The 18,874-nt window shown below is 70.5% G+C and carries 17 protein-coding genes; 7 read left to right on the top strand and 10 right to left on the bottom strand.

Annotated elements, in window-relative coordinates; translation table 11 throughout:
* Nucleotides 1–28: 28 nt before the first annotated feature.
* The 4 genes from arfA to OQ02_RS21180 form a co-directional block, all read right to left on the bottom strand.
* Nucleotides 29–1,534, bottom strand: a complete 1,506-nt coding sequence (arfA, locus tag OQ02_RS21195) for an arabinosylfuranosidase ArfA (RefSeq protein ID WP_033440250.1) — start codon at nt 1,532–1,534, stop codon at nt 29–31.
* Between the two features lie 11 nt (nt 1,535–1,545).
* Complete coding sequence (locus OQ02_RS21190; RefSeq protein WP_033440249.1) at nt 1,546–2,385, bottom strand: carbohydrate ABC transporter permease; 840 nt, start codon at nt 2,383–2,385, stop codon at nt 1,546–1,548.
* A complete protein-coding gene (locus tag OQ02_RS21185) occupies nt 2,382–3,344 on the bottom strand; it encodes a carbohydrate ABC transporter permease (RefSeq protein WP_033440248.1) in 963 nt (320 codons plus the stop codon). Before OQ02_RS21185 ends, OQ02_RS21190 begins: the two co-directional genes overlap by 4 nt.
* A gap of 85 nt (nt 3,345–3,429) precedes the next feature.
* Nucleotides 3,430–4,743, bottom strand: coding sequence for an ABC transporter substrate-binding protein (locus OQ02_RS21180; protein WP_197043424.1), 1,314 nt, complete (start codon nt 4,741–4,743; stop codon nt 3,430–3,432).
* Between the two features lie 382 nt (nt 4,744–5,125).
* On the opposite strand from OQ02_RS21180, the gene OQ02_RS21175 reads away from it, so the two are divergent.
* Both OQ02_RS21175 and OQ02_RS21170 read left to right on the top strand, forming a co-directional pair.
* Nucleotides 5,126–6,154 carry a LacI family DNA-binding transcriptional regulator gene (locus OQ02_RS21175; RefSeq protein ID WP_033440247.1) on the top strand — a complete coding sequence of 343 codons (1,029 nt, stop codon included), beginning with the start codon at nt 5,126–5,128 and terminating at the stop codon, nt 6,152–6,154.
* Between the two features lie 370 nt (nt 6,155–6,524).
* The gene (locus tag OQ02_RS21170) at nt 6,525–7,526 is read left to right on the top strand and encodes a S1 family peptidase (RefSeq protein ID WP_051772592.1); all 1,002 of its coding nucleotides are present in this window, start codon (nt 6,525–6,527) and stop codon (nt 7,524–7,526) included.
* 105 nt (nt 7,527–7,631) lie between these two features.
* Here the strand turns inward: OQ02_RS21170 and OQ02_RS21165 are convergent, their stop codons facing one another.
* Both OQ02_RS21165 and OQ02_RS21160 read right to left on the bottom strand, forming a co-directional pair.
* Nucleotides 7,632–8,288, bottom strand: coding sequence for a response regulator (locus OQ02_RS21165; protein WP_033440245.1), 657 nt, complete (start codon nt 8,286–8,288; stop codon nt 7,632–7,634).
* Nucleotides 8,285–9,433 carry a sensor histidine kinase gene (locus tag OQ02_RS21160; protein WP_197043423.1) on the bottom strand — a complete coding sequence of 383 codons (1,149 nt, stop codon included), beginning with the start codon at nt 9,431–9,433 and terminating at the stop codon, nt 8,285–8,287. The genes OQ02_RS21165 and OQ02_RS21160 overlap by 4 nt, the downstream gene beginning before the upstream one ends.
* Before the next feature lie 168 nt (nt 9,434–9,601).
* Here OQ02_RS21160 and OQ02_RS21155 point away from each other — a divergent pair, with 168 nt between their 5' ends.
* From OQ02_RS21155 to OQ02_RS21145, 3 genes are read left to right on the top strand one after another with little or no spacing between them, the layout of a single operon-like run.
* Nucleotides 9,602–10,534 carry an ABC transporter ATP-binding protein gene (locus OQ02_RS21155; RefSeq protein ID WP_033440243.1) on the top strand — a complete coding sequence of 311 codons (933 nt, stop codon included), beginning with the start codon at nt 9,602–9,604 and terminating at the stop codon, nt 10,532–10,534.
* Entirely contained in the window at nt 10,531–12,078 is a 1,548-nt protein-coding gene (locus tag OQ02_RS21150) for an ABC transporter permease subunit (RefSeq protein WP_033440242.1), read from the top strand. Before OQ02_RS21155 ends, OQ02_RS21150 begins: the two co-directional genes overlap by 4 nt.
* Complete coding sequence (locus tag OQ02_RS21145) at nt 12,075–12,851, top strand: ABC transporter permease subunit (protein WP_033440241.1); 777 nt, start codon at nt 12,075–12,077, stop codon at nt 12,849–12,851. The genes OQ02_RS21150 and OQ02_RS21145 overlap by 4 nt, the downstream gene beginning before the upstream one ends.
* A gap of 3 nt (nt 12,852–12,854) precedes the next feature.
* Here the strand turns inward: OQ02_RS21145 and OQ02_RS21140 are convergent, their stop codons facing one another.
* The 3 genes from OQ02_RS21140 to OQ02_RS46745 all read right to left on the bottom strand — a co-directional run bounded on the left by OQ02_RS21140 (nt 12,855) and on the right by OQ02_RS46745 (nt 15,428).
* Complete coding sequence (locus tag OQ02_RS21140; RefSeq protein ID WP_033440240.1) at nt 12,855–13,229, bottom strand: hypothetical protein; 375 nt, start codon at nt 13,227–13,229, stop codon at nt 12,855–12,857.
* Between the two features lie 94 nt (nt 13,230–13,323).
* Entirely contained in the window at nt 13,324–14,010 is a 687-nt protein-coding gene (locus OQ02_RS21135) for a response regulator (protein WP_197043422.1), read from the bottom strand.
* Nucleotides 14,007–15,428: a sensor histidine kinase gene (locus OQ02_RS46745; protein WP_269321631.1), complete on the bottom strand. Its 1,422-nt coding sequence runs from the start codon at nt 15,426–15,428 to the stop codon at nt 14,007–14,009. Before OQ02_RS46745 ends, OQ02_RS21135 begins: the two co-directional genes overlap by 4 nt.
* Before the next feature lie 135 nt (nt 15,429–15,563).
* Between OQ02_RS46745 and OQ02_RS21125 the strand changes: the two genes are divergently transcribed.
* A complete protein-coding gene (locus tag OQ02_RS21125) occupies nt 15,564–16,757 on the top strand; it encodes a serine hydrolase domain-containing protein (protein ID WP_033440239.1) in 1,194 nt (397 codons plus the stop codon).
* A 44-nt stretch (nt 16,758–16,801) separates the two neighbouring features.
* On the opposite strand, the gene OQ02_RS21120 is transcribed toward OQ02_RS21125, so the two are convergent.
* Nucleotides 16,802–18,127, bottom strand: coding sequence for a hypothetical protein (locus tag OQ02_RS21120; RefSeq protein ID WP_197043421.1), 1,326 nt, complete (start codon nt 18,125–18,127; stop codon nt 16,802–16,804).
* A 189-nt stretch (nt 18,128–18,316) separates the two neighbouring features.
* On the opposite strand from OQ02_RS21120, the gene OQ02_RS21115 reads away from it, so the two are divergent.
* Complete coding sequence (locus OQ02_RS21115; RefSeq protein ID WP_081915813.1) at nt 18,317–18,688, top strand: RNA-binding S4 domain-containing protein; 372 nt, start codon at nt 18,317–18,319, stop codon at nt 18,686–18,688.
* The last annotated feature ends 186 nt before the right edge of the window (nt 18,689–18,874 follow it).

Genomic DNA, 18,874 nt, shown 5'->3' with positions numbered 1-18,874 from the left:
GAACGTAGGACTCACGGCGCGGGGGTGGTCAGGAGCGGTGGGTCAGCCGCACCGCGGTCCACGAAACGGGCGGCAGGACGGCGTGCAGCTCGCCCTCGGTGACGTCGACCGCCTGCGCCTGCGGCACGACGCGGTCCGGGTCGGCCTCGGTGTTGGTCGCCGAGCCGTCCTGGTCGTGCATCGTCCACGCCTCGGCCACCGCAACGTCGCCGAACGCCGCGAGCCCCACCCGCAGGTCCACCGGCTCGGACTGGTGCCGGTTCACCACGAACACCACCGTGTCACCGGTGTCCGGGTCGTGCGTGGCGACCGCGTCGACCACCGGGACGTCACCGAACCGCTTGGTGGAGTAAGTCGGTGACGTCGTCTCCACCCGCAGCACCTGCCCCCGCGCCAACCGCGAGGTCAACGCGAACGGGTGGAAGATCGTCTGCCGCCACGCCGGACCGCCCGGCTCGCTGCGGATCGGCGCGATCACGTTGACCAGCTGCGCCTGGCACGCCACCGCCACCCGGTCGCTGTGCCGCAGCAACGAGATCAGCAGGTTGCCGACGACCACCGCGTCGGTGACGTCGTACTGGTCCTCGATGACCCGCGGCGCGGTCTCCCACTCGGTGCGCGGCGCCTCCTGGAACCGCTTCATGTACCAGACGTTCCACTCGTCGAACGAGAGCGTGATCTTCTTGCTGCTCTTCAGCCGCGCCCCGACCGCGTCCGCCGTGGCCACCACGCTGTCGATGAAGTGGTCCATGTCGACGGCGGAGGCGAGGAAGCTGTCCACGTCACCGTCGAGCACCTCGTAGTACGCGTGCAGCGAGATGTGGTCCACCTGGTCGTAGGTCAGCTCCAGGACGGTGGACTCCCACTCGCCGAACGTCGGCATGGACGAGCTCGAACTGCCGCACGCCACCAGTTCCAGGTCCGGCTCGGCCTGGCGCAACGCCCGCGCCGTCTCGGCCGCCAGCCGACCGTACTCGTGCGCGGTCTTGTGGCCGAGCTGCCACGGGCCGTCCAGCTCGTTGCCCAGGCACCACAGCTTCACGCCGTGCGGCGCATCGGAACCGTTGGCACGGCGCAACTCCGACAGGTGCGTGCCGCTCTCGTGGTTCATGTACTCGTGCACGTCGAGCGCTTCCTCGACGCCGCGCGTGCCGAGGTTCACCGCGTACATCACCTCGACGTCGGCCTTGCGGGCCCAGCGGGCGAACTCGTCGACGCCGACCTCGTTCGTCTCGATGCTGTGCCACGCGAGTTCGCGGCGCACCGGTCGGTCGGCGACCGGCCCGATGCCGTCCTCCCACCGGTAGCCGGACACGAAGTTGCCGCCGGGGTAGCGGACCAGCTCCACCCCGAGTTCACGGGTCAGGTCGAGCACGTCGCCGCGGAACCCGTCCTCGTCGGCGGTCGGGTGGCCGGGTTCGTAGATGCCGGTGTAGACGCAACGGCCCATGTGCTCGACGAACGATCCGAAGAGCCGGCGGCGCACCGGCGCGATGACGTAGTCGGGGCTGATGACCAAGGAGGCGTTGAGCACGGTTCTGCTTCCTATTTGAGAGCGCCGGCCGACGCGCCGCTGCGCCAGAAGCGCTGCAGCAGGACGAAGGCGACGACGAGCGGGACGATGGCCAGCAGTGAGCCGGTCACGACGAGGTTGAACAGCATCCGGGTGCCTGCCTCCTGCTGCGCGGTGTTGAACCAGGTGGTCAACCCCACGGTCAGCGGGTAGAGCTCGGCGTCGCTGAGCATCACCAGCGGCAGGAAGTAGTTGTTCCACGTCGCGACCAGCGTGAACAGGAAGACGGTGACGATCGCGGGTCGCATCATCGGGACCACGATCTGCCAGAAGATGCGCAGTTCGCCCGCCCGGTCGATGCGGGCGGCGTCGATCAGCTCCACCGGCACGCTCTCGTCCACGTACACGCGGACCAGGTACGCGCCGAAGGGGCTCAGCAACGAGGGCAGGATGACCGCCCACATCGTGTCGACCAGCTCCACCTCGGCCAGGATCAGGTACGTCGGCAGCACCAGGGCGGTGGCCGGCACCATGATCATGCCGAGCAGGGCGGTCTCGAACAACCGCTTGCCCAGGAACTGGAACCGGGCCAGCCCGTAGCCCGCGGCAGCCGCCAACGCGGTCGCGCCGAGCGCGCTCAGCCCCGAGTACAGCGCCGTGTTGAGCAGCCACTTGCCGTACACGCCGCCGTCCTCGCGGAACAGCTGCCCGATGTTCTCGAAGAGGTTGAACTCGGCGAACCACAGCGCCGGGCTGTCGAGGAGGTCCGGCTGGCTCTTGGTGGCCGCGATGACCACCCACAGCAGCGGGACGAGGAAGTAGAGGATGCCCACACCCATCAGCAGGTGCGGCAGCCGGGTCTTCACCTTCATGCGCGAGCACCTCGCCGGCGGTTGACGAACACGAACAGGTACGCGACGACGAACACCAGGAAGCCGAGGGCGAAGGAGACCGCGGCCGAGTAGTGGAAGTCCGAGTAGGCGAACGCCTGGTTGTAGGCGTAGAGGTTCGGCGTGTACCCGGCGGAGATCTGCGGCGCGAACCGGGCCATGATGGCCGGTTCGGTGAAGAACTGCATGGTGCCGATGACGGTGAAGATCGCGGCCAGCGAGATGGCCTGCTTGATCGCGGGAACCTTGACCCGCAACGCGATCTGCACCGGCGTGGCCCCGTCGATCACCGCGGCCTCGTACATCTCACGGGGCACGCCCTGCAGCGCCGAGTACAGGATGATCATGTTGTAGCCGGTCCACGCCCACGTCACGATGTTGCCGAGCGACAGCAGCAGCAGCGAGACGCTGAAGAAGTCGATCGGCTCGCCGCCGACGAGCGTCGGCAGGTCCGCGAACGGGCCGAACGTGCGGCTGTACAGGAAACCCCACATCAGCGCGCCGACCACCGCCGGCACCGCGTAGGGCATGAACGCGATGAGCCGGAACGCCAGGGCGAACTTCGTCGTGACGGCGTCCAGCACCAGCGCGCCCGCCAGCGCGATGCCCAGCATGATCGGGATCTGCACGAGTCCGAAGAGGACGACCCGCAGCAGGCCGTCCAGCAGCAGCGGATCGGTGAACGCGCGCACGTAGTTGTCGAGACCGCTGAACTTGACGCCGGTGGCGAGGCTCTTGCTGGACAGGCTTAGCCAGAACGCGTACCCCAGCGGCACGATCAGGAACGCGACGACGACGAGGAAGAACGGCAGGACGAACAGCGCTCCGGCCACCGGGTGCGCGGTGACCCGGCGCGACCTCCGCCGGGACCGGCTCTCGGCCGGACGGCCAGGCGGCGAGTCTGCGGGCGCGGGTGCCGTGATCGGTGCGGACCGGGTCACGGTGAACCTCCTGACTGTGCCGGAACTGGAGGGTGGCGGTCGGACCCGCCGCGACGTCGGGGTACGCCGCGGCGGGAGGTAAGCCCTACTTGCTGACCTTGAAGCCCTGCTGCTCGGCGTACGCGACGACGTTCTTCTGCGTTTCCTCCAGCACCGAGTCCCACGACCTGCTGCCCGACATCGCCTCGGCGCTGCGGTCGTTCAGCTCGCCGAAGACGAAGTCCTGGAACGGCGTGTACTGGAACTCGCCCAGCTTCTCCGACACCGGCACGAAGATCTCGTTCACCTTCTGGCCGTTGAAGAACTCGTACGCCTTGCCGGTGAACGCCGGGTCGGCCGCGACGTCCTTCACCAGCGGGTACAGGAACGCCTTGTTCAGGCCGATGTCCCACGCGGCCTTCGACTTGCCGAACAGCTCGCGGGCCACGGTGGTCGCCGCCGCGGGGTTCTTGGCCTGCTTGGTGACGGTGAACGTCGAGCCGCCCCAGTCGCCCTGCTCGTCGGCGCCCGCGGTCCACTGCGGCATCGGCGCGACGGCCCACTTGCCCGCCGTGTTCTTCAGCGAGCCCGCGACGTAGCCGGGGGTCCAGCCGGCGGCGGCCCACGTCCAGTACTTGCCGGAGTCGAGCGCGGCGGTGGCGTCGGCGGTGAAGAACGGGTCCTTGGCCATGAGGCCCTTCTCGACCAGGTCGCCGTACAGGTCGAACACCCGCTTGCACTCGGGCGCGGTGAGGTTGATCTTCACCTGGTCCTTCGCGGTGGCCTGCGAGTAGCCGTACGGGCGGCAGCCCGACTGCCACATCAGGCCGTTGATCCAGCCGCCGTCGCTGCCGAAGCTGGCGATGTGCCCCTCGGGGTCGGCCGCCTTGATCTTCGCCGCCGCGTCCGCGTACTCGGCCCACGTGGTCGGCACCGGGATGGCGTGCTGGTCGAACAGGTCCTTGCGGTACATCAACGCCATCGGGCCGCCGTCGACCGGGATGGCGTAGACCTTCTCGCCGTCGGTGGCCTGGCTCCACGCCCACTCGGCGTAGAGGTCCTTGTCCTCGTTGGCTCCGTGTGGGCCCATGTCCACCAGTGCGTCGAGGATGATGAACGTGGGGATCTGCTGGAACTCCACCATCGCCACGTCCGGCGCGCCCTTGCCGGCCGTGAACGCCGTCTTGAGCTTGGCGTACTGGTCAGGTCCGGTGCCGACGTTGGTCCACTCGACCTGGATGTCCTTGTGCGAGGCGTTGAAGGCCTCGACGACGCCCTTGAACTCCGGGTACCAGGCCCAGACGGACACCTTCACAGGTCCGCCGTCGTCGCTGGTGGCGCCCCCGCAGGCGGCCACGGCGAGCAGGCCGCAGGCGGCCAGCCCTGCGCGGAGTTTCGCCAACCATGTGGTGCCGGGCATGAATGTGCCTTTCCGTCGCGGCATGCGTCCGGGCATGCGCCACCGCGATCACGGTCCGTGAGCGAGACGTACAGAAGGTATGCGGTGACCCCGCGAGGCGCGATCTGGTGCCCTGAGGTCGGTCGGGGTGTTGCGCCACGACCGACGGTTCGGGGGAACCGATCGTGACTGCCGCCGTGGCACCGGGTCTTGCTGCGCTGCAAAAGACTATGGACGGAGCTTTGCTGCGCTGCAAGACCCCATCTGAAGTTAATCCAAACGAGATGCAACACGGTTGCGACGCGCCGGCGACGCAGACTTGTCGCGGAGGCGGAGCGCCGGGCACACTGTTTTGCAGCGCTGTAGCGGTAGGGCCGCCGCGCCGGTCCAACGGAGGAGAACGATGCGCGACGCCACGCTGCGTGACGTAGCAGAGCTGGCCGGCGTGTCCGCGCGGACGGTCTCGAACGTGGTGAACGGCTACGCGCGGGTCACCGAGCGGACCAGGGAGAAGGTCGAGGCGGCGATCCAGGAGCTGGGCTACCGGCCCAACGTCCTCGCCCGCAACCTGGCCAACGGCCGGTCCGGCCAGATCGCCGTGGTCGTGCCGTACCTGGACACGCCGTACTTCGCGGAACTGTTGCAGGCCATCATCCCCAGGGCGCGGGAACGCGGCTACAACGTGCTGATCGACCAGACGGACGGCGACCCGGCGCACGAGCGCGAGATGATCCGGCGCGGCGCGCGGGCGTTCCTGTTCGACGGCATGATCTTCAGCCCGCTGGGACTGGCCCAGGAGGACTTGGTCGACAGCGACCCGACGCTGCCGCTGGTGGTCCTCGGCGAGCGTTCGTCCAACGGCGTTTTCGACCACGTCGGCATTGACGACGTGGAAGCGTCACGCGAGGCCACCGCACACCTGATCAACCTGGGCAGGCGGCGGATCGCGGCCATCGGCGACCAGCCGTACCCGACCGGCGAGGCGGCGCAGCTGCGCACCCTCGGTTACCGGCAGGCCCACGCGGACGCCGGACTGCCGGTGGACGAGTCTCTGATCATCCACACGCCCCGCTTCAACCGCGCCGACGGCTGGGGCGCCATGCGGCACCTGCTGGACCGCGACGACCCGCCGGACGCCGCCTTCTGCTACTCCGACCTCGTGGCGCTCGGAGCCCTGCACGAGATCCTTGACCGCGGGTTGCGGGTGCCGGAGGACATCGCGCTGATCGGCTACGACGACATAGAGGAAGGCCGGTACGCCAACCCGACGATCAGCACGATCTCGCCGGACAAGGTCGCCATCGCGACCACCGCCGTCGAGCGCCTGCTGAGCCGCATCGGCAGCGCCGAGCCGCTGCCGGGGGTCGAGGTCCGCGCCGGCCACCGGCTCATCGCCCGGCAAAGCACCCTGGGACGAGCCGCCACCGCGTGAATCGGTCGGCACCGGCGGTTTCGCCCGACGCATCCAGCCACGCGGCACGAAGCGGGTGGGCGATCCGCTCGACGTGGAGCTGCTGACGTGGGGTCGGGGACACCGACACGGCGGCGCACGCGCTCCTCGAACTGCTGGAGAAAAACCGGGACGAGCCGCGCGCTGATCGACACCGAGATGTACGACCTCCAAGGCTGACCACAGGGAAACACCGTCGACAACGCGGCCGGTCCACGGCCGGACCAGCCGCAGTGTCAGCCCAACGCACCCTTGTCACGGCGGGGGTTCAGCCCGTTAGGTGGACTACCTCACCACCCGTCCGAGGTAGTGCGCCTACCCGCACTCCCGGCCCCTGCAGAAGGGCGGAACAATGAGAACCCTCAAGAATGCCCTGGTCATCGCCGCGACCGCCATCACCGCCGCCGCATTGGTACCGACCACCGCCACCGCCGCCGCTGTCTCCCCCACCGACCTCCTCACGTCACTCGGTCCCGACCGCACCGCCGGCGTCCACGTCGACGCCGGGCGCGCGATCGTCAACGTCACCGACCCGGCTGCCGCAACCACCGTGCGGACGGCGGGTGCGACACCCCGGCTCGTCACGCGCAGCGCGCGACAACTGGAAGACGTCAAGGCCGCGCTGGACACCGCCACACCGGGCACGGCGTTGGCGGTCGACCCCATCACCAACCAGGTCGTCGTCACGGCCGACAGCTCGGTCGGCACGTCGGCGCTCGCCAAGCTGCGCAAGAGCGTGGCGGACACCGGCGGCGCGGCGCGCGTCGAACGGGCCGCCGGCACGTTCGCCCCGCTGACCACCGGCGGCGACGCGATCTACGGCGGGCAGTACCGCTGCTCGCTCGGGTTCAACGTGCGCAGCGGCAGCACGTACTACTTCCTCACCGCGGGCCACTGCACCGACTCCGCGACCGAGTGGTTCGCCGACTCCGGCCACAACACCAAGCTGGGCGACCGCACCGGCTCCAGCTTCCCCGGCAACGACTACGGCATCGTCCGCTACACCAACACTTCCGTCACGATCTCCGGCTCCGTAGGCGGCCAGGACATCACGTCGGCCGGTGACGCGGTCGTCGGTGAGTCGGTCACCCGGCGCGGCAGCACCACCGGCACCCGGAGCGGCACGGTGACAGCGCTCGACGTGACCGTGCACTACTCCGGCGGCGGAACCGTGCGCGGCATGATCCAGACCACCGTCTGCGCCGAACCGGGCGACAGCGGTGGCCCGCTGTACGACGGCGGCAAGGCCCTGGGCCTCACCTCCGGCGGCAGTGGCGACTGCCGTCGCGGCGGCACCACCTTCTACCAGCCGGTGACCGAAGCCCTCGGCAAGTACGGCGTGTCCGTGTTCTGACCAGTCCCGTCTCCGCACTGACCCCCGGGACCGTCCCGGCTGCGCCTGCCGCAGCCGGGACGCGGTTCCTCGACTCCGCGGGTCGGATGCCTCGACCGGGTGACATCACGAGGACCGGAACCGGGGCACGACCAGACCCGACTCGTAGGCGGCCACCACGGCCTGAGTGCGGTCGCGCAGGCCCAGTTTGCCCAGCACCCGGCTGACGTGCGTCTTCACCGTCTCCTCGGTGATGAACAGCCGGGCCGCGACCTCCGGGTTGGACAGGCCTTCGGCCACCAGCCGCAGCACCTCCGTCTCGCGCGGGGTGAGGGCGGGGAGGGTCGAGGCCGGTGGTTCGGGGCGCAGCCGGGTGAACTCGGCGATCAGGCGGCGGGTGACGGTCGGCGCCAGCAGCGCCTCCCCCGCCGCGATGACGCGCACGGCGTCGAACAGCTGCTCCCCGGTCACGTCCTTGAGCAGGAACCCGCTGGCACCCGCGCGCAACGCGTCGTAGACGTACTCGTCGAGGTCGAAGGTCGTCATGATCAGGACGCGCGGCCCGCCCTCCAGCTGCCGGGTCGCTTCGATGCCGTCCATCCCCGGCATCCGCACGTCCATGAGCACCACATCGGGCGACAGTTCGCGGCACAGCCGCACCGCCTCCCGACCATCGGACGCGACGCCGACGACGGTGAAGTCCGGCTCCGTGTCGAGCAGCGAGGCGTACCCGGCGCGGATCACCTGGTGGTCGTCGGCGACCACGATGCGGACGGCGTTCACCGGACCGCCCCTGCCGGGAGGGAGGCCTCCACCAGGAAGCCACCCACGGAGGTCGCGCCGGTGTGCAGCCGACCGCCGACGGCCGCCACCCGTTCACGCATGCCCGTCAGCCCGTGCCCCGGCCCGCCGAGCGGTGTCGTGCCAGGTGGACCGGGTCCGTTGTCGCGGATGCGCAACCGCAGCAACGACTCCGTGTAGTGCAGCTCCACGTCGACCGCCGCGCCGGGCGCGTGCCGCCGTGCGTTGGTGAGGGCTTCCTGGATGATGCGGTACGCGGCCAGCTCCACGCCCGGGTCGAGGTCCGCCGGGCTCCCCGAGACGATGAGCCGCGTGCCGGCGCCGGACGTTTCCCGGGCCTGGTCCAGCAGTTCGTTGAGCTGGTGCAGGCCGGGTTGGGGCCGCCGGTCGGCCGCCTCTTCGGGCGCGTCCTCGCGCAGCACGCCGAGCAGCCGGCGCATCTCGGTCAGCCCGGCCCGCGCGGTGTCGCCGATCTCGGACAGCCGCTGCGCGCCGGCAGCGGGCATGCCGGGCGTGGTCAGCCGGGCCGTCTCCGCCATCACGGCGATCATGGAGATGTGGTGCGCGACCACGTCGTGCAGCTCGCGGGCGATCCGCGCCCGTTCGCCGCGCGCGGTGTGCTCCCGCAGGCTTTCCACGACGGCCTGCCGGGCGGCGTGGTTCGCCTGCGCCTCGCCGCGGGCCGACAGGGCGAATCCCAGCCACACCGCGACCGGCGCGAACAAGGCCGTGAACGCGGCCAGGTAGCCGCCGCCGAGCAGCGCCAGCACCAGGAACGGGGCGGCCAGGAAGGTGGCCAGGTTGTGCCCGCCGACCCGGCCCAACCGGTAGAGCACCATCGTCTGCGCGCAGAGGCCCGCGGTGGTGAAGCTGTGGAACAACCCGAGCGACAGCACGGCCGCCGCCGTGGCGGTGATGGCGGCGGGAGCGGGCCGCAGGATGGCGAGCGGCACCGTGGTGGCCGCCGCCAGCAGACCGACGACCAGGACGAGTCGGACGTCCACACCCCTGGTCACGGCGTGCACGACCGACTCGGCCACCGCCACCGCGCCCAGCAGCACCCCGGCCACGACCGGGGCGCGCGGGGACGCGGCGAACCGCAGTACCCAGTCGCTCTCTTTGCTCACGCTGATCATTGTGGCCGTCTGTCGACGATCGCGCGTCACCGCAGGCGGTGACTCTTGCATCCCTCACGGGAGGGATGCTCGACCCCAAATCTCCCCCACGTCAGCCATACCGAGAACGGCTCTCCAGCGTGACGACCGGACCCGCCCTTGCTGCCTAGCCTTCTCGCCATGGAAGCAACGATCCAAGTCACCGGGCTGCGCAAGCGGTTCGGGTCGACCGTGGCGCTGGACGGGATGACGTTCACCGTCGCACCGGGCAAGGTCACCGGCTTCGTCGGCCCCAACGGCGCGGGCAAGTCCACCACGATGCGGGCGATCCTGGGTCTGGACTCGGTCGAGGCGGGCCAGGCGCTGGTCGGAGGTCGGCCGTACCGGAGCCTCCGGCACCCGCTGCGGCAGGTCGGCTCGCTGCTGGACGCGTCCGCGCTCCAGCCGAGCCGCACCGGCCGCAACCACCTGCTGTGGTTGGCCCACTCGCAGGGCCTCGGCGCGCGGCGGGTGGACGAAGTGGTCGAGCAGGTCGGCCTGGCGTCGGCGATCCGGCGCAGGGCGGGCGGTTACTCGCTCGGCATGAGGCAGCGGCTGGGGATCGCGTCGGCGCTGCTCGGCGACCCGCCGGTGCTGGTGCTGGACGAGCCGGTCAACGGGATGGACCCCGAGGGCATCCGGTGGATGCGCGGTTTCCTGCGGTCGCTGGCCGCCGAGGGCCGGGCTGTGCTGGTGTCCAGCCACCTGATGAGCGAACTCCAGGACACCGCGGACCACGTGGTGATCGTCGGCCGGGGCAAGGTCATCGCGGACGTCGGCGTGTCCGAGCTGATCGAGTCCGCGTCGGGTGACCGGGTCACGTTGCGCACCAGCGCCCGCACCCAGGCCGTGACGGTGCTCGCCGGCGCGGGCGCCACGGTCGCCGTCACCGGAGCCGACACGCTCACCGTGACCGGGCTGTCCGGCGAGCGCGTGGTCGCCCTGCTCGGAGGGAGCGCGGTGCCGTTCTCGGAGGTGTCGGCGCACCGCGCGTCACTCGAAGAGGCGTACATGGAGCTGACCAGGGACGCGGTCGAGTACCACGCCGCCGAGATCCAGGAGTCGGCGCGATGACCGCGACCACGACGCCGTTCCGCTCCGGGGTGCAGGTCGGGCGGGACGGGTTCGGGCAGTTGCTGCGCGCCGAGTGGACGAAGTTCCGGACCGTGCGCGGCTGGGTGATCGGCCTGGTGGCGGCGGCGCTGGTCACCGTCCTGATCGGGTTGTTCGGAGCGGCGGCGAGCAACATCTCGTGCAGCGGGCCGGACGGCGGGCCGTGCGCGGGCATGACACCGCCGATGGGTCCGGGCGGCGTGCCGGTGCACGACAACTTCTCCTTCGCCCACCGGTCGTTGACCGGGGACGGCAGCATCACCGCCCGGATGACGTCGCTGACCGCGGTGTCCTCTTCGGACGGTCAGAACCCGGTGAGCGGCCTGCAACCGTGGACCAAGGCCGGGATCATCATCAAGGAGAGCACCACCCCCGGTTCCCAGTACGCGGCACTGGCGGTCACCGGTGAGAACGGCGTGCGGATGCAGCACAACTACACCGGGGACATCGCGGGAACGCTGTTCACACGGCCGAGCTGGCTGCGGTTGACCCGCTCCGGTGACACGATCGCCGGCCACGAGTCGGCCGACGGCGCGAACTGGCACCTCGTCGGCACGGTGACGCTGCCCGGACTCCCGTCGACCGTGCGGGCCGGGATGTTCGCCGCGTCCCCCCAGCACGAGGTGATCACCGAGTCGTTCGCGGGCGCCAGCGGCAGGAGCTACCCGACGCGGGCGACCGCCGAGTTCGACCGGATCTCCCTCCAGGGCGGGTGGCCGGACGACACGTGGACCGGTGAGGACATCGGTGGGGGGCCGGGTGGCGACGACATCGGTTTCCAGGAGAGCGGCGACGGGGTCACGGTGAGCGGGTCCGGCAACATCGCGCCGATCGTGGCCGGCCGGGGTGGTCTCGGCACGACGGTCGAGAGCGGGCTGGTGGGCGCGTTCGCCGGGCTGATCGCGATCATCGTGGTGGCTTCGACGTTCATGACGTCCGAGTACCGGCGCGGGCTGATCCGCACGAGCCTCAGCGCGAGCCCCCGTCGCGGTCGGGTGCTGGCGGCGAAGGCGGTGGTGCTCTGGTCGGTCACGTTCGTCACCGGGCTGGTCGCGGCGTCGGTCGCGGTGCCGCTGGCCCGGGCGGTGCAGCGGGACAAGGGGCACTTCATGTTCACCGTGCCCACGGCGACGGAACTGCGGGTGGTGATCGGCACGGCGGCGTTGCTGGCGGTCGCGGCGGTGTTCAGCCTGGCGGTCGGCACGGTGCTGCGGCGCAGCGCGGGCGCGGTGAGTGTCGTCATCGTGGTGATGGTGCTGCCGTACATCCTGGCTATCGCCTCGGTCCTGCCTTCCGGCCCATCGGACTGGCTCCTGCGGGTCACGCCGGCCGCCGCGTTCGCCGTTCAGCAGAGCCTGCCCGAGTACGCGCAGGTCACGGCCGCTTACGCCCCTGCCGACGGTTACTTCCCGCTCAGCCCGTCCGCGGGATTCGCGGTGCTGTGCGGCTACACCGCGCTCGCACTCGGAGTGGCGACGCTCGCGCTGCGGAGGAGGGACGCGTGAAGGAAGCGCTGCGCGTGGAGTGGACGAAGCTGCGGACCGTCGCGGGGACGGGCTGGCTGCTGGCAGCGGTGGTGCTGCTGACGGTGGGGCTGGGCGTGGCGTCGTCGTTCGCCGTCAACTGCTCCGGGGTGGGGTGCGGGCAGGATCCGGCGAAGATCAGCCTGAGCGGGATCGCGTTCGGCCAGGTCGTCGTCGCCGTGCTGGCGGTGTCGGCAGTCGGCGGCGAGTACGGCACCGGGATGATCCGGGTGACGTTAGCGGCAATACCGCGCCGGTCCACGGTGCTGGTAGCCAAAGCCGCCGTGGTCGGCGCGCTGGTGCTGGTGGCAGGCTCGGCGGCGGTGCTGGTGTCGGTGCTGGCCGGACGGTTCATCCTGCGGGACAACGGTTTCACCGAGGCGCACGGGCACGCGGTGCTGTCGCTGGCGGACGGGCCGGTGCTGCGGGCGGCGGTCGGCTCGGTCCTCTACCTGGTGCTGGTTGGTCTGCTCAGCCTGGGCGTGGCCACGGCCGTGCGCGACGCGGCGGCGGCGATCGGGATCGTGCTCGGGCTGCTGTACCTGTTCCCGATCGTCGCGGCCGTGGTGTCGGACCCGGACTGGGTCGAGCGGCTCCAGCGGATCAGCCCGATGACTGCAGGTCTGGCCGTGCAGGCGACGACCGGTCTCGACAGCCTGCCGATCGGTCCTTGGGCGGGTCTCGGGGTGCTCAGCCTGTGGGCGGCGGGAGCGTTGTCGGGGGGTGGTCTGCTGCTTCGGCTGCGCGATGCCTGACCGTCAACGTTCCTTCGGCCGGGGCAGGAGCAGGTGGACCGCGAAGCCCGCCATCGTGGCCAGGACGGCGTGGTAGAGGATCGACAGCTGGTGCTCGATACCGAGGCTGAACACCGGGTCCAGGCCGGTCGTGACGATGCCCGCCAGGCCGAGCAGGCCGGTCACGTGCCAGCCGAAGAAGCCGGCGGACCAAGCCACGAGGGGCCAGCGGTTGCGGTCCGGGCGGCGGAGCAGCAGGTAGGTGGAGAACGCGGCGACGGCGTTGAACGCGACGCCGACGAACCGCAGCTCGGGCAGGCCTCCGGTCAGCAGGGTGGAAAGCGTTTGCGCCAGGACGAGCACGGCGACCGACCAACACCCGACCCGCGTCTTGTCCACCCGCGGATGCTAGGACAGCCGACCGGCGGGCCTCACACGGCCTGCTGTCCGGCCGTCTGTTGGTCCGGTTCCGGAGCCCTGAACTGCCCCGGGATCACCTGGACCGTTCGGCGTTCGGCGAGGTCGGGACGATGAGGCCGGTTTCGTAGGCGACGACGACGGCCTGCGCGCGACTGGACAGGGCGAGTTTGCCCATCATGCGCTTGACGTGCGTTTTCACCGTGGCCTCGCTGAGCACGAGGCGCTGGGCGATCTGCCCGTTGGTCAGCCCGTTGCCGACCAGGCGCAGCACCTCGGTCTCCCGCGTGGTCAGGGCGGCCAGGTGGGGTGCGCCCACGGTGGTCGCCCGGTGGTGCTGGGCGTACGTCTCGATCAGCCGGTGGGTGATGTGCGGCGCGATCAGGATGTCGCCGCCGGCGATGGTGCGGACCGCCGAGATGATGCGTTCCGGCGGGGTGTCCTTGACCAGGAAGCCGGCGGCGCCCTCGCCCAACGCGGTGTAGACGTATTCCGGCAGGTCGAACGTCGTCAGCATGACCACGCGCGGTGGGTCTTCGCGGTGGTGGGCCAGGATTCGGCGGGTGGCGCCGATGCCGTCCAGCACGGGCATCCGGATGTCCATGAGGATCACGTCGGGCGCGGTCTCGGCGGTCAGGGCCACCGCCTGCTCGCCGTCGGCGGCCTCGCCCACGACCTCGAACCCGGGCGCGGCGGTGAACAGGGCGACGAGGCCGGCGCGGATCAGCGCCTGGTCGTCGGCGACGAGCACGCGGATCGTCATCGGGCCGCCACCTCCGCCATCGGCAGTCGGAGGACCACGCCGAACCCGCCTCCCGGCAACGGACCGGCGGTGAGCACTCCCCCGTACAACTCAGCGCGTTCCCGCATACCGCGGATGCCGTGCGACGGGTACTCCGCCGCGGCTCTGTTCACCACCCTGCCCCCCGCCCCCCTGTTCACCGCCCCCCTGTTCACCGCAGCCCTGTTCACCGCCTTGTTGTTCGCCACCTTGTACGCCGCCGCCCCGCTGTCCATCGCCCTGCCCGCCGCCGCGCCATCGTTCGCGACCCAACCATGCGCAGCCCCGCTGTCCCCGCTCCCACTGTCCCCGCTCCCACTGTTCCCAATCCCGCCGTTCCCGGCCCCACTAGTCCTGGCCCCGGTGGTCGCCCTACCGTCGGAATGCCCGCCGTCAGGAACCCCACCGTCGGAAACCCCGGCGTCAGAAATCCCACGGTCGGGAACCCCGCCGTTGTCGGTCACCTTGACCATGAGCGTCTGCTCGCCGTAATCGACATCGATCCTGGCCTTGGCCGGTCCGGCGTGCTTGAGCACGTTCGTCAGAGACTCCTGCGCCACCCGGTAAGCGCACAGGTCCGGTCCCGGCTGGAGCTCGCGAACGTCCCCCGTGATCACCACCTCCACCGGCAACCCCGCGCCGCGCGCCCGCTCCACCAGGTCGTCCAGCGCCGCCAGGCCTGGTTGCGGACGGTAGTCGTCGTCCTGGTCCACTCGTAGGACATCCAGCAGGCGGCGCATCTCGGTCAACGCCTCACGGCTCGTGTCCCCCACGGTCGTGATCGCCTTGCGCGCGGTCGGCAGGTCCGTGTCCAGCACGTACTGCGCCAATCCGGCCTGGAGCGAGATCACCGACATGTGGTGCGCGACGATGTCGTGCAGCTCGCGCGCGATGCGCACCCGTTCCTCCGCGACCGCCCGCGCCGCGTCCTCGGCCAGCCGCTCCGCGCGTTCCGCCCACCGCTTCGTACCTTCGCCCAACACCCACGCACCGATCACGACGACGATCGACTGCACGACCTCGGACCACGCGATCATCCCGGAAAGCCGCAGGTAGGCGACCACCACGACGGACGCCGCCACCAGGAACACGAGCACGGCCACCAGCCGGGAACGCAGGGTCGCCACGGTGAACATGCCCACCAGAGCACCCAACCCGGCGCTGGGCAGACCGTCGAACTCCAGCAGGCTGTACCCCGCCAGCGCCCCCATCATGACGATCATCGTCGCCACCGGCGCGACCTGGCGCAGCGCGATCGGCGCGACGGTGAGCGCCGCGAGCACGTACGCCACCCAGCCGATGTGACCGCCGGTGTGGCTCACCGTCGTGGCCAGGGTCAACCAGGTCAGCACCACCGCCAGCAGCACGTCCAGCCGGATCGGGTTGAGTTTCGCCAGCACCAGTCCACGGTAGTGGCGGGGCGGTGCGTCCGTCGCCACCCTGTGGGTGGACCACCCGCTACCCCCACCGGGGTAGTCGAAGATGCCGTCGTGGGGCGACGACGCGAGACCGCCGTGTGCTTAACGTTCGGTGACATGAAACGACTTTGTGCGGCAGTGATGATCGCGGTGCTGGGCACCACCACAGCGGGCACCGCGAGCGCTGCGAGCGCTGACCACCGTCACGGCACTCTCCAGCGGCACGCGGACGCGTTGCTCGACCAAGGCGCACCGGGCGTGCTGGTGGAGGTCGACACGCCACGCGGCGACGTTCGGGTCCGGAGTGGTCACGGCAACGTCGACGCGCGGACTCCCGTGCCGTGGCGGGCGAAGTTCCGCATCGGCAGCTACACCAAGACGTTCGTGGCGGCGACCGTGTTGCAGCTGGTCGGCGAGGGCCGACTGTCCCTTGAGGACACGGTCGACCGCTGGCTGCCCGGTGTCGTCGACGGCAACGGCAACGATGGCACGAAGATCACCGTGCGGCAGCTGTTGCAGCACACCAGCGGCCTCCCCGACTTCGTCGGCAGGATGCCGGAGCTGTTCCTGGAGGACGAGTTCCAGCGGATCCGGTTCCGGACCGTGACGCCGGAGCAGATGGTCGCGCTGGCGGTGCAGCAGGCACCGAACTTCGCGCCCGGCGCCGACTGGGCGTACTCCAACACCGGTTACATCCTCGCCGGCATGATCATCGAACGGGTCACCGGGCACACCTGGCAGCACGAGGTGCGCACCCGCATCGTCGAACCGCTCGGCCTGCGCGACACCTCGCTGCCGGGCACGTCCCCGTACCTGCCCAGGCCGCACGCCGTGGCCTACGAGCGGTTCCGGGAGAAGGGTCTGGAGGCCGACCCGGCCGACCCGCGCTTCGGCGAGCCGATCGACGTGACCACGTACAACCCGTCGTTCGGCGGCGCGGCCGGTGACATGATCAGCACCACGGACGACGGCAACAAGTTCCTCAAGGCGCTGGTCGGCGGGAAGGTGCTGCGGCCCGCACAGCTCGCCGAGATGACGAACACCCTGCGCACGCCCGCGCTGGACCCGGCGTGGCCGGGCGCCCGGTACGGCCTCGGGATCATGTGGATCCCGAACTCGTGCGGTGGCCACTGGTCGCACGGCGGCAACATCCACGGCTTCATGACCCGCAACGGCGTCTCGTCGGATGGCACGCGCAGCGTGATGGTGTCGATCAACACCGACTCCCTGGTGCCGAAGCCGGACGCGCCCACGCCCGACAAGGACGTCACGGTCGACCTGATCGACCACGCGCTCTGCGGCGCCGCGTGACCGGACCGGCGGCGGGCACCGCGTGTGCCCGCCGCCGGTTTACGTCAGGTGGCCGGGATGACCGAGTAGACCATCCGCTTGCCCGGGTGCTCCCCCACCGTCCAGAACGTGCCGCGGGTCGGGCTGGTGGCGGTGCCGTTCGGCCAGTGCGACAGGTCTTCCGGGCCGATGCTCAGCGACTGGCTGCCTGTCACCTGTAGCGGTCCCGTGGCCGACGACGGCCTGGCGGTGGTGTAGAGCGTGCCGGCGTTGTCGACGCCGTTGCTCTGGCTCAGGTACCACCTGCCGTCGAACCTGGTCGCGCCCTGGACGTTGCTGACCGGCAGCCGGTGCGCGGCGTCGGCGTTCCACCGGTAGTCGGGGTCCATGACCAGTTCGCCACCGCTGAACGCCCCCGCCATGGGCCACCCGGCCACCCGGCCGTTCGTCGCCTCGCCGCCGGCGCAGTACTCGCCCGCCAGCAGGTGGTCCGTGCCGCTGCGGTCGAGGGAGGTGTGCGAGAAGTTCGGCGACTGGTCCGACTCGGTGCACTTGGTGCCCGTGTCGGCGGTCCGCGTCCAGGAGCCGATCTGCGGCATGACGTACCGGTAGCCGTAGCCGTAGTAGGTGCCCTGGTGGTACCCGACCAGGTGCGGCCCGCTGGTCGTCCCGTTCTCCGAGGCGCCGAGGTCGAAGATGCGGCGGACGTCGAACATCCGGAAGCCGCGCGCCGTGTCGGCGACGAACAGGTAGTTGCCGTACCAGACGATGCCGCCGGCGTGCAGTGCCGTGGAGTAGTCGCCGCTGGTGGGGTCCTGCGATACCCGGATCGAGTCGTAGTCGATGATTCCGGAGGTCTCGCGCGGGTAGACCAGCAGGACGTGCCGGTAGGCGCCGGACTCGGGGTTCATGAAGCTGATCCGAACGCCCTTGACCATGCCGTCGGCGTTGTTGTCGTGGTCGTACCAGCTCACCAGGACGGGGCGGTGGCCGTCGCCCCACTGCTGGTCGGACTGCATGTCGGCGACCGTGGTGACGCCCTGCGGGTACCACTCGGAGGTCGCGTTGTCGCCGTCGTTGAAGCAGACGCTCTGCGCGATCGCCACCGAGCTGCCACCGGCGACGGCCGCCGGCTCGCACGCTTCACCGAGACCGGCGGGGTCGTCGTCGTCAACGCGGTTCAGGTCGTTCATGACGTTGGTGACGGTGGCCTTCACCAGGGGCAGGGCGTCGGCGCGGTCGCGCAGCGCGGTGCCGTAGGCGTTCGGGCGCAGCTGGAAGTTGGACAGGGACAGGGCGTCCGCGGCGGCCGGTACCGGTAGCGCGACCAGCGCCGGGACCACCAGGGACAGGACTGCCAACGGGACGGACACCAGGCGGTGCCGGGTCATGCGCTCTCCTCCTCGCCGGTGGTGACCGGCGGGAGCGCAGTGGTCCGGATGTGCCGCGGGCGTGCGGGCCGCCGGTCTTCCAGGTCGAGCTCACCTACAACGTGCCACGAACGACCCGCGGTCCGCAACGGCCGTCGTGGACCGTGGTCGAGTTGCCCGGTCCGGGCGTCGGCAGGCCATGATGTACGGGTGGAGTCCACCCGTGTGGATCGCTGGCTGTGGGCGGTCCGACTGACCAAGACCCGATCCGACGCCGCGGCGGCCTGCCGGGGTGGACACGTGCGCGTCAACGACCGGCCGGCGAAGCCCGCGACGACCGTGGTCCCGGGTGACGAGGTGCGCGCACGAGTGGGTGACACGACCCGGATCGTGGAGGTCGTGCGGGTGATCCAGAAACGCGTGGGCGCCGCCGACGCCGCCGCGTGCCTGATCGACCGGACCCCGCCACCGCCGAAGCCGACCGAGGCACCCGCACCGGTCGCCCGCCGTGAACGCGGCGCCGGCCGCCCCACCAAGCGCGAACGCCGAGTCCTCGACAAGTTCCGCACGTCGCAGCCTTGACCCCGCGTGAGTCCTACGTTCACGTCGCGTGAGTCGTACCTTCAGAACACGCGAGTCCTACGTTCGCGTCCGGTGAGTCCTACGTTCCGAACCCCCGAGTTCAACGCTCAGAACACGGCCGGCCGTCGTGAGCGTTGAATTCGGGGGACGCGAACGTAGGACACGGGTGTTCTGAAGGTACGACTC

Origin of the sequence: Saccharothrix sp. NRRL B-16314 (genome assembly GCF_000716595.1) — a bacterium.
Taxonomy (GTDB): domain Bacteria; phylum Actinomycetota; class Actinomycetes; order Mycobacteriales; family Pseudonocardiaceae; genus Actinosynnema.
The sequence above is the reverse complement of the archived record's forward strand: the minus strand, read 5'-3'. Positions and strand labels throughout refer to the sequence as shown.

Excerpts from the sequence above, each read along its gene's own strand:
- OQ02_RS21190 (WP_033440249.1), bottom strand. The coding sequence starts at position 2,385 with ATGAAGGTGAAGACCCGGCTGCCGCACCTGCTGATGGGTGTGGGCATC.
- OQ02_RS21180 (WP_197043424.1), bottom strand. The coding sequence starts at position 4,743 with ATGCCCGGCACCACATGGTTGGCGAAACTCCGCGCAGGGCTGGCCGCC.
- OQ02_RS21175 (WP_033440247.1), top strand. The coding sequence starts at position 5,126 with ATGCGCGACGCCACGCTGCGTGACGTAGCAGAGCTGGCCGGCGTGTCC.
- OQ02_RS21170 (WP_051772592.1), top strand. The coding sequence starts at position 6,525 with ATGAGAACCCTCAAGAATGCCCTGGTCATCGCCGCGACCGCCATCACC.
- OQ02_RS21155 (WP_033440243.1), top strand. The coding sequence starts at position 9,602 with ATGGAAGCAACGATCCAAGTCACCGGGCTGCGCAAGCGGTTCGGGTCG.
- OQ02_RS21150 (WP_033440242.1), top strand. The coding sequence starts at position 10,531 with ATGACCGCGACCACGACGCCGTTCCGCTCCGGGGTGCAGGTCGGGCGG.
- OQ02_RS21135 (WP_197043422.1), bottom strand. The coding sequence starts at position 14,010 with ATGACGATCCGCGTGCTCGTCGCCGACGACCAGGCGCTGATCCGCGCC.
- OQ02_RS21125 (WP_033440239.1), top strand. The coding sequence starts at position 15,564 with ATGAAACGACTTTGTGCGGCAGTGATGATCGCGGTGCTGGGCACCACC.
- OQ02_RS21120 (WP_197043421.1), bottom strand. The coding sequence starts at position 18,127 with ATGACCCGGCACCGCCTGGTGTCCGTCCCGTTGGCAGTCCTGTCCCTG.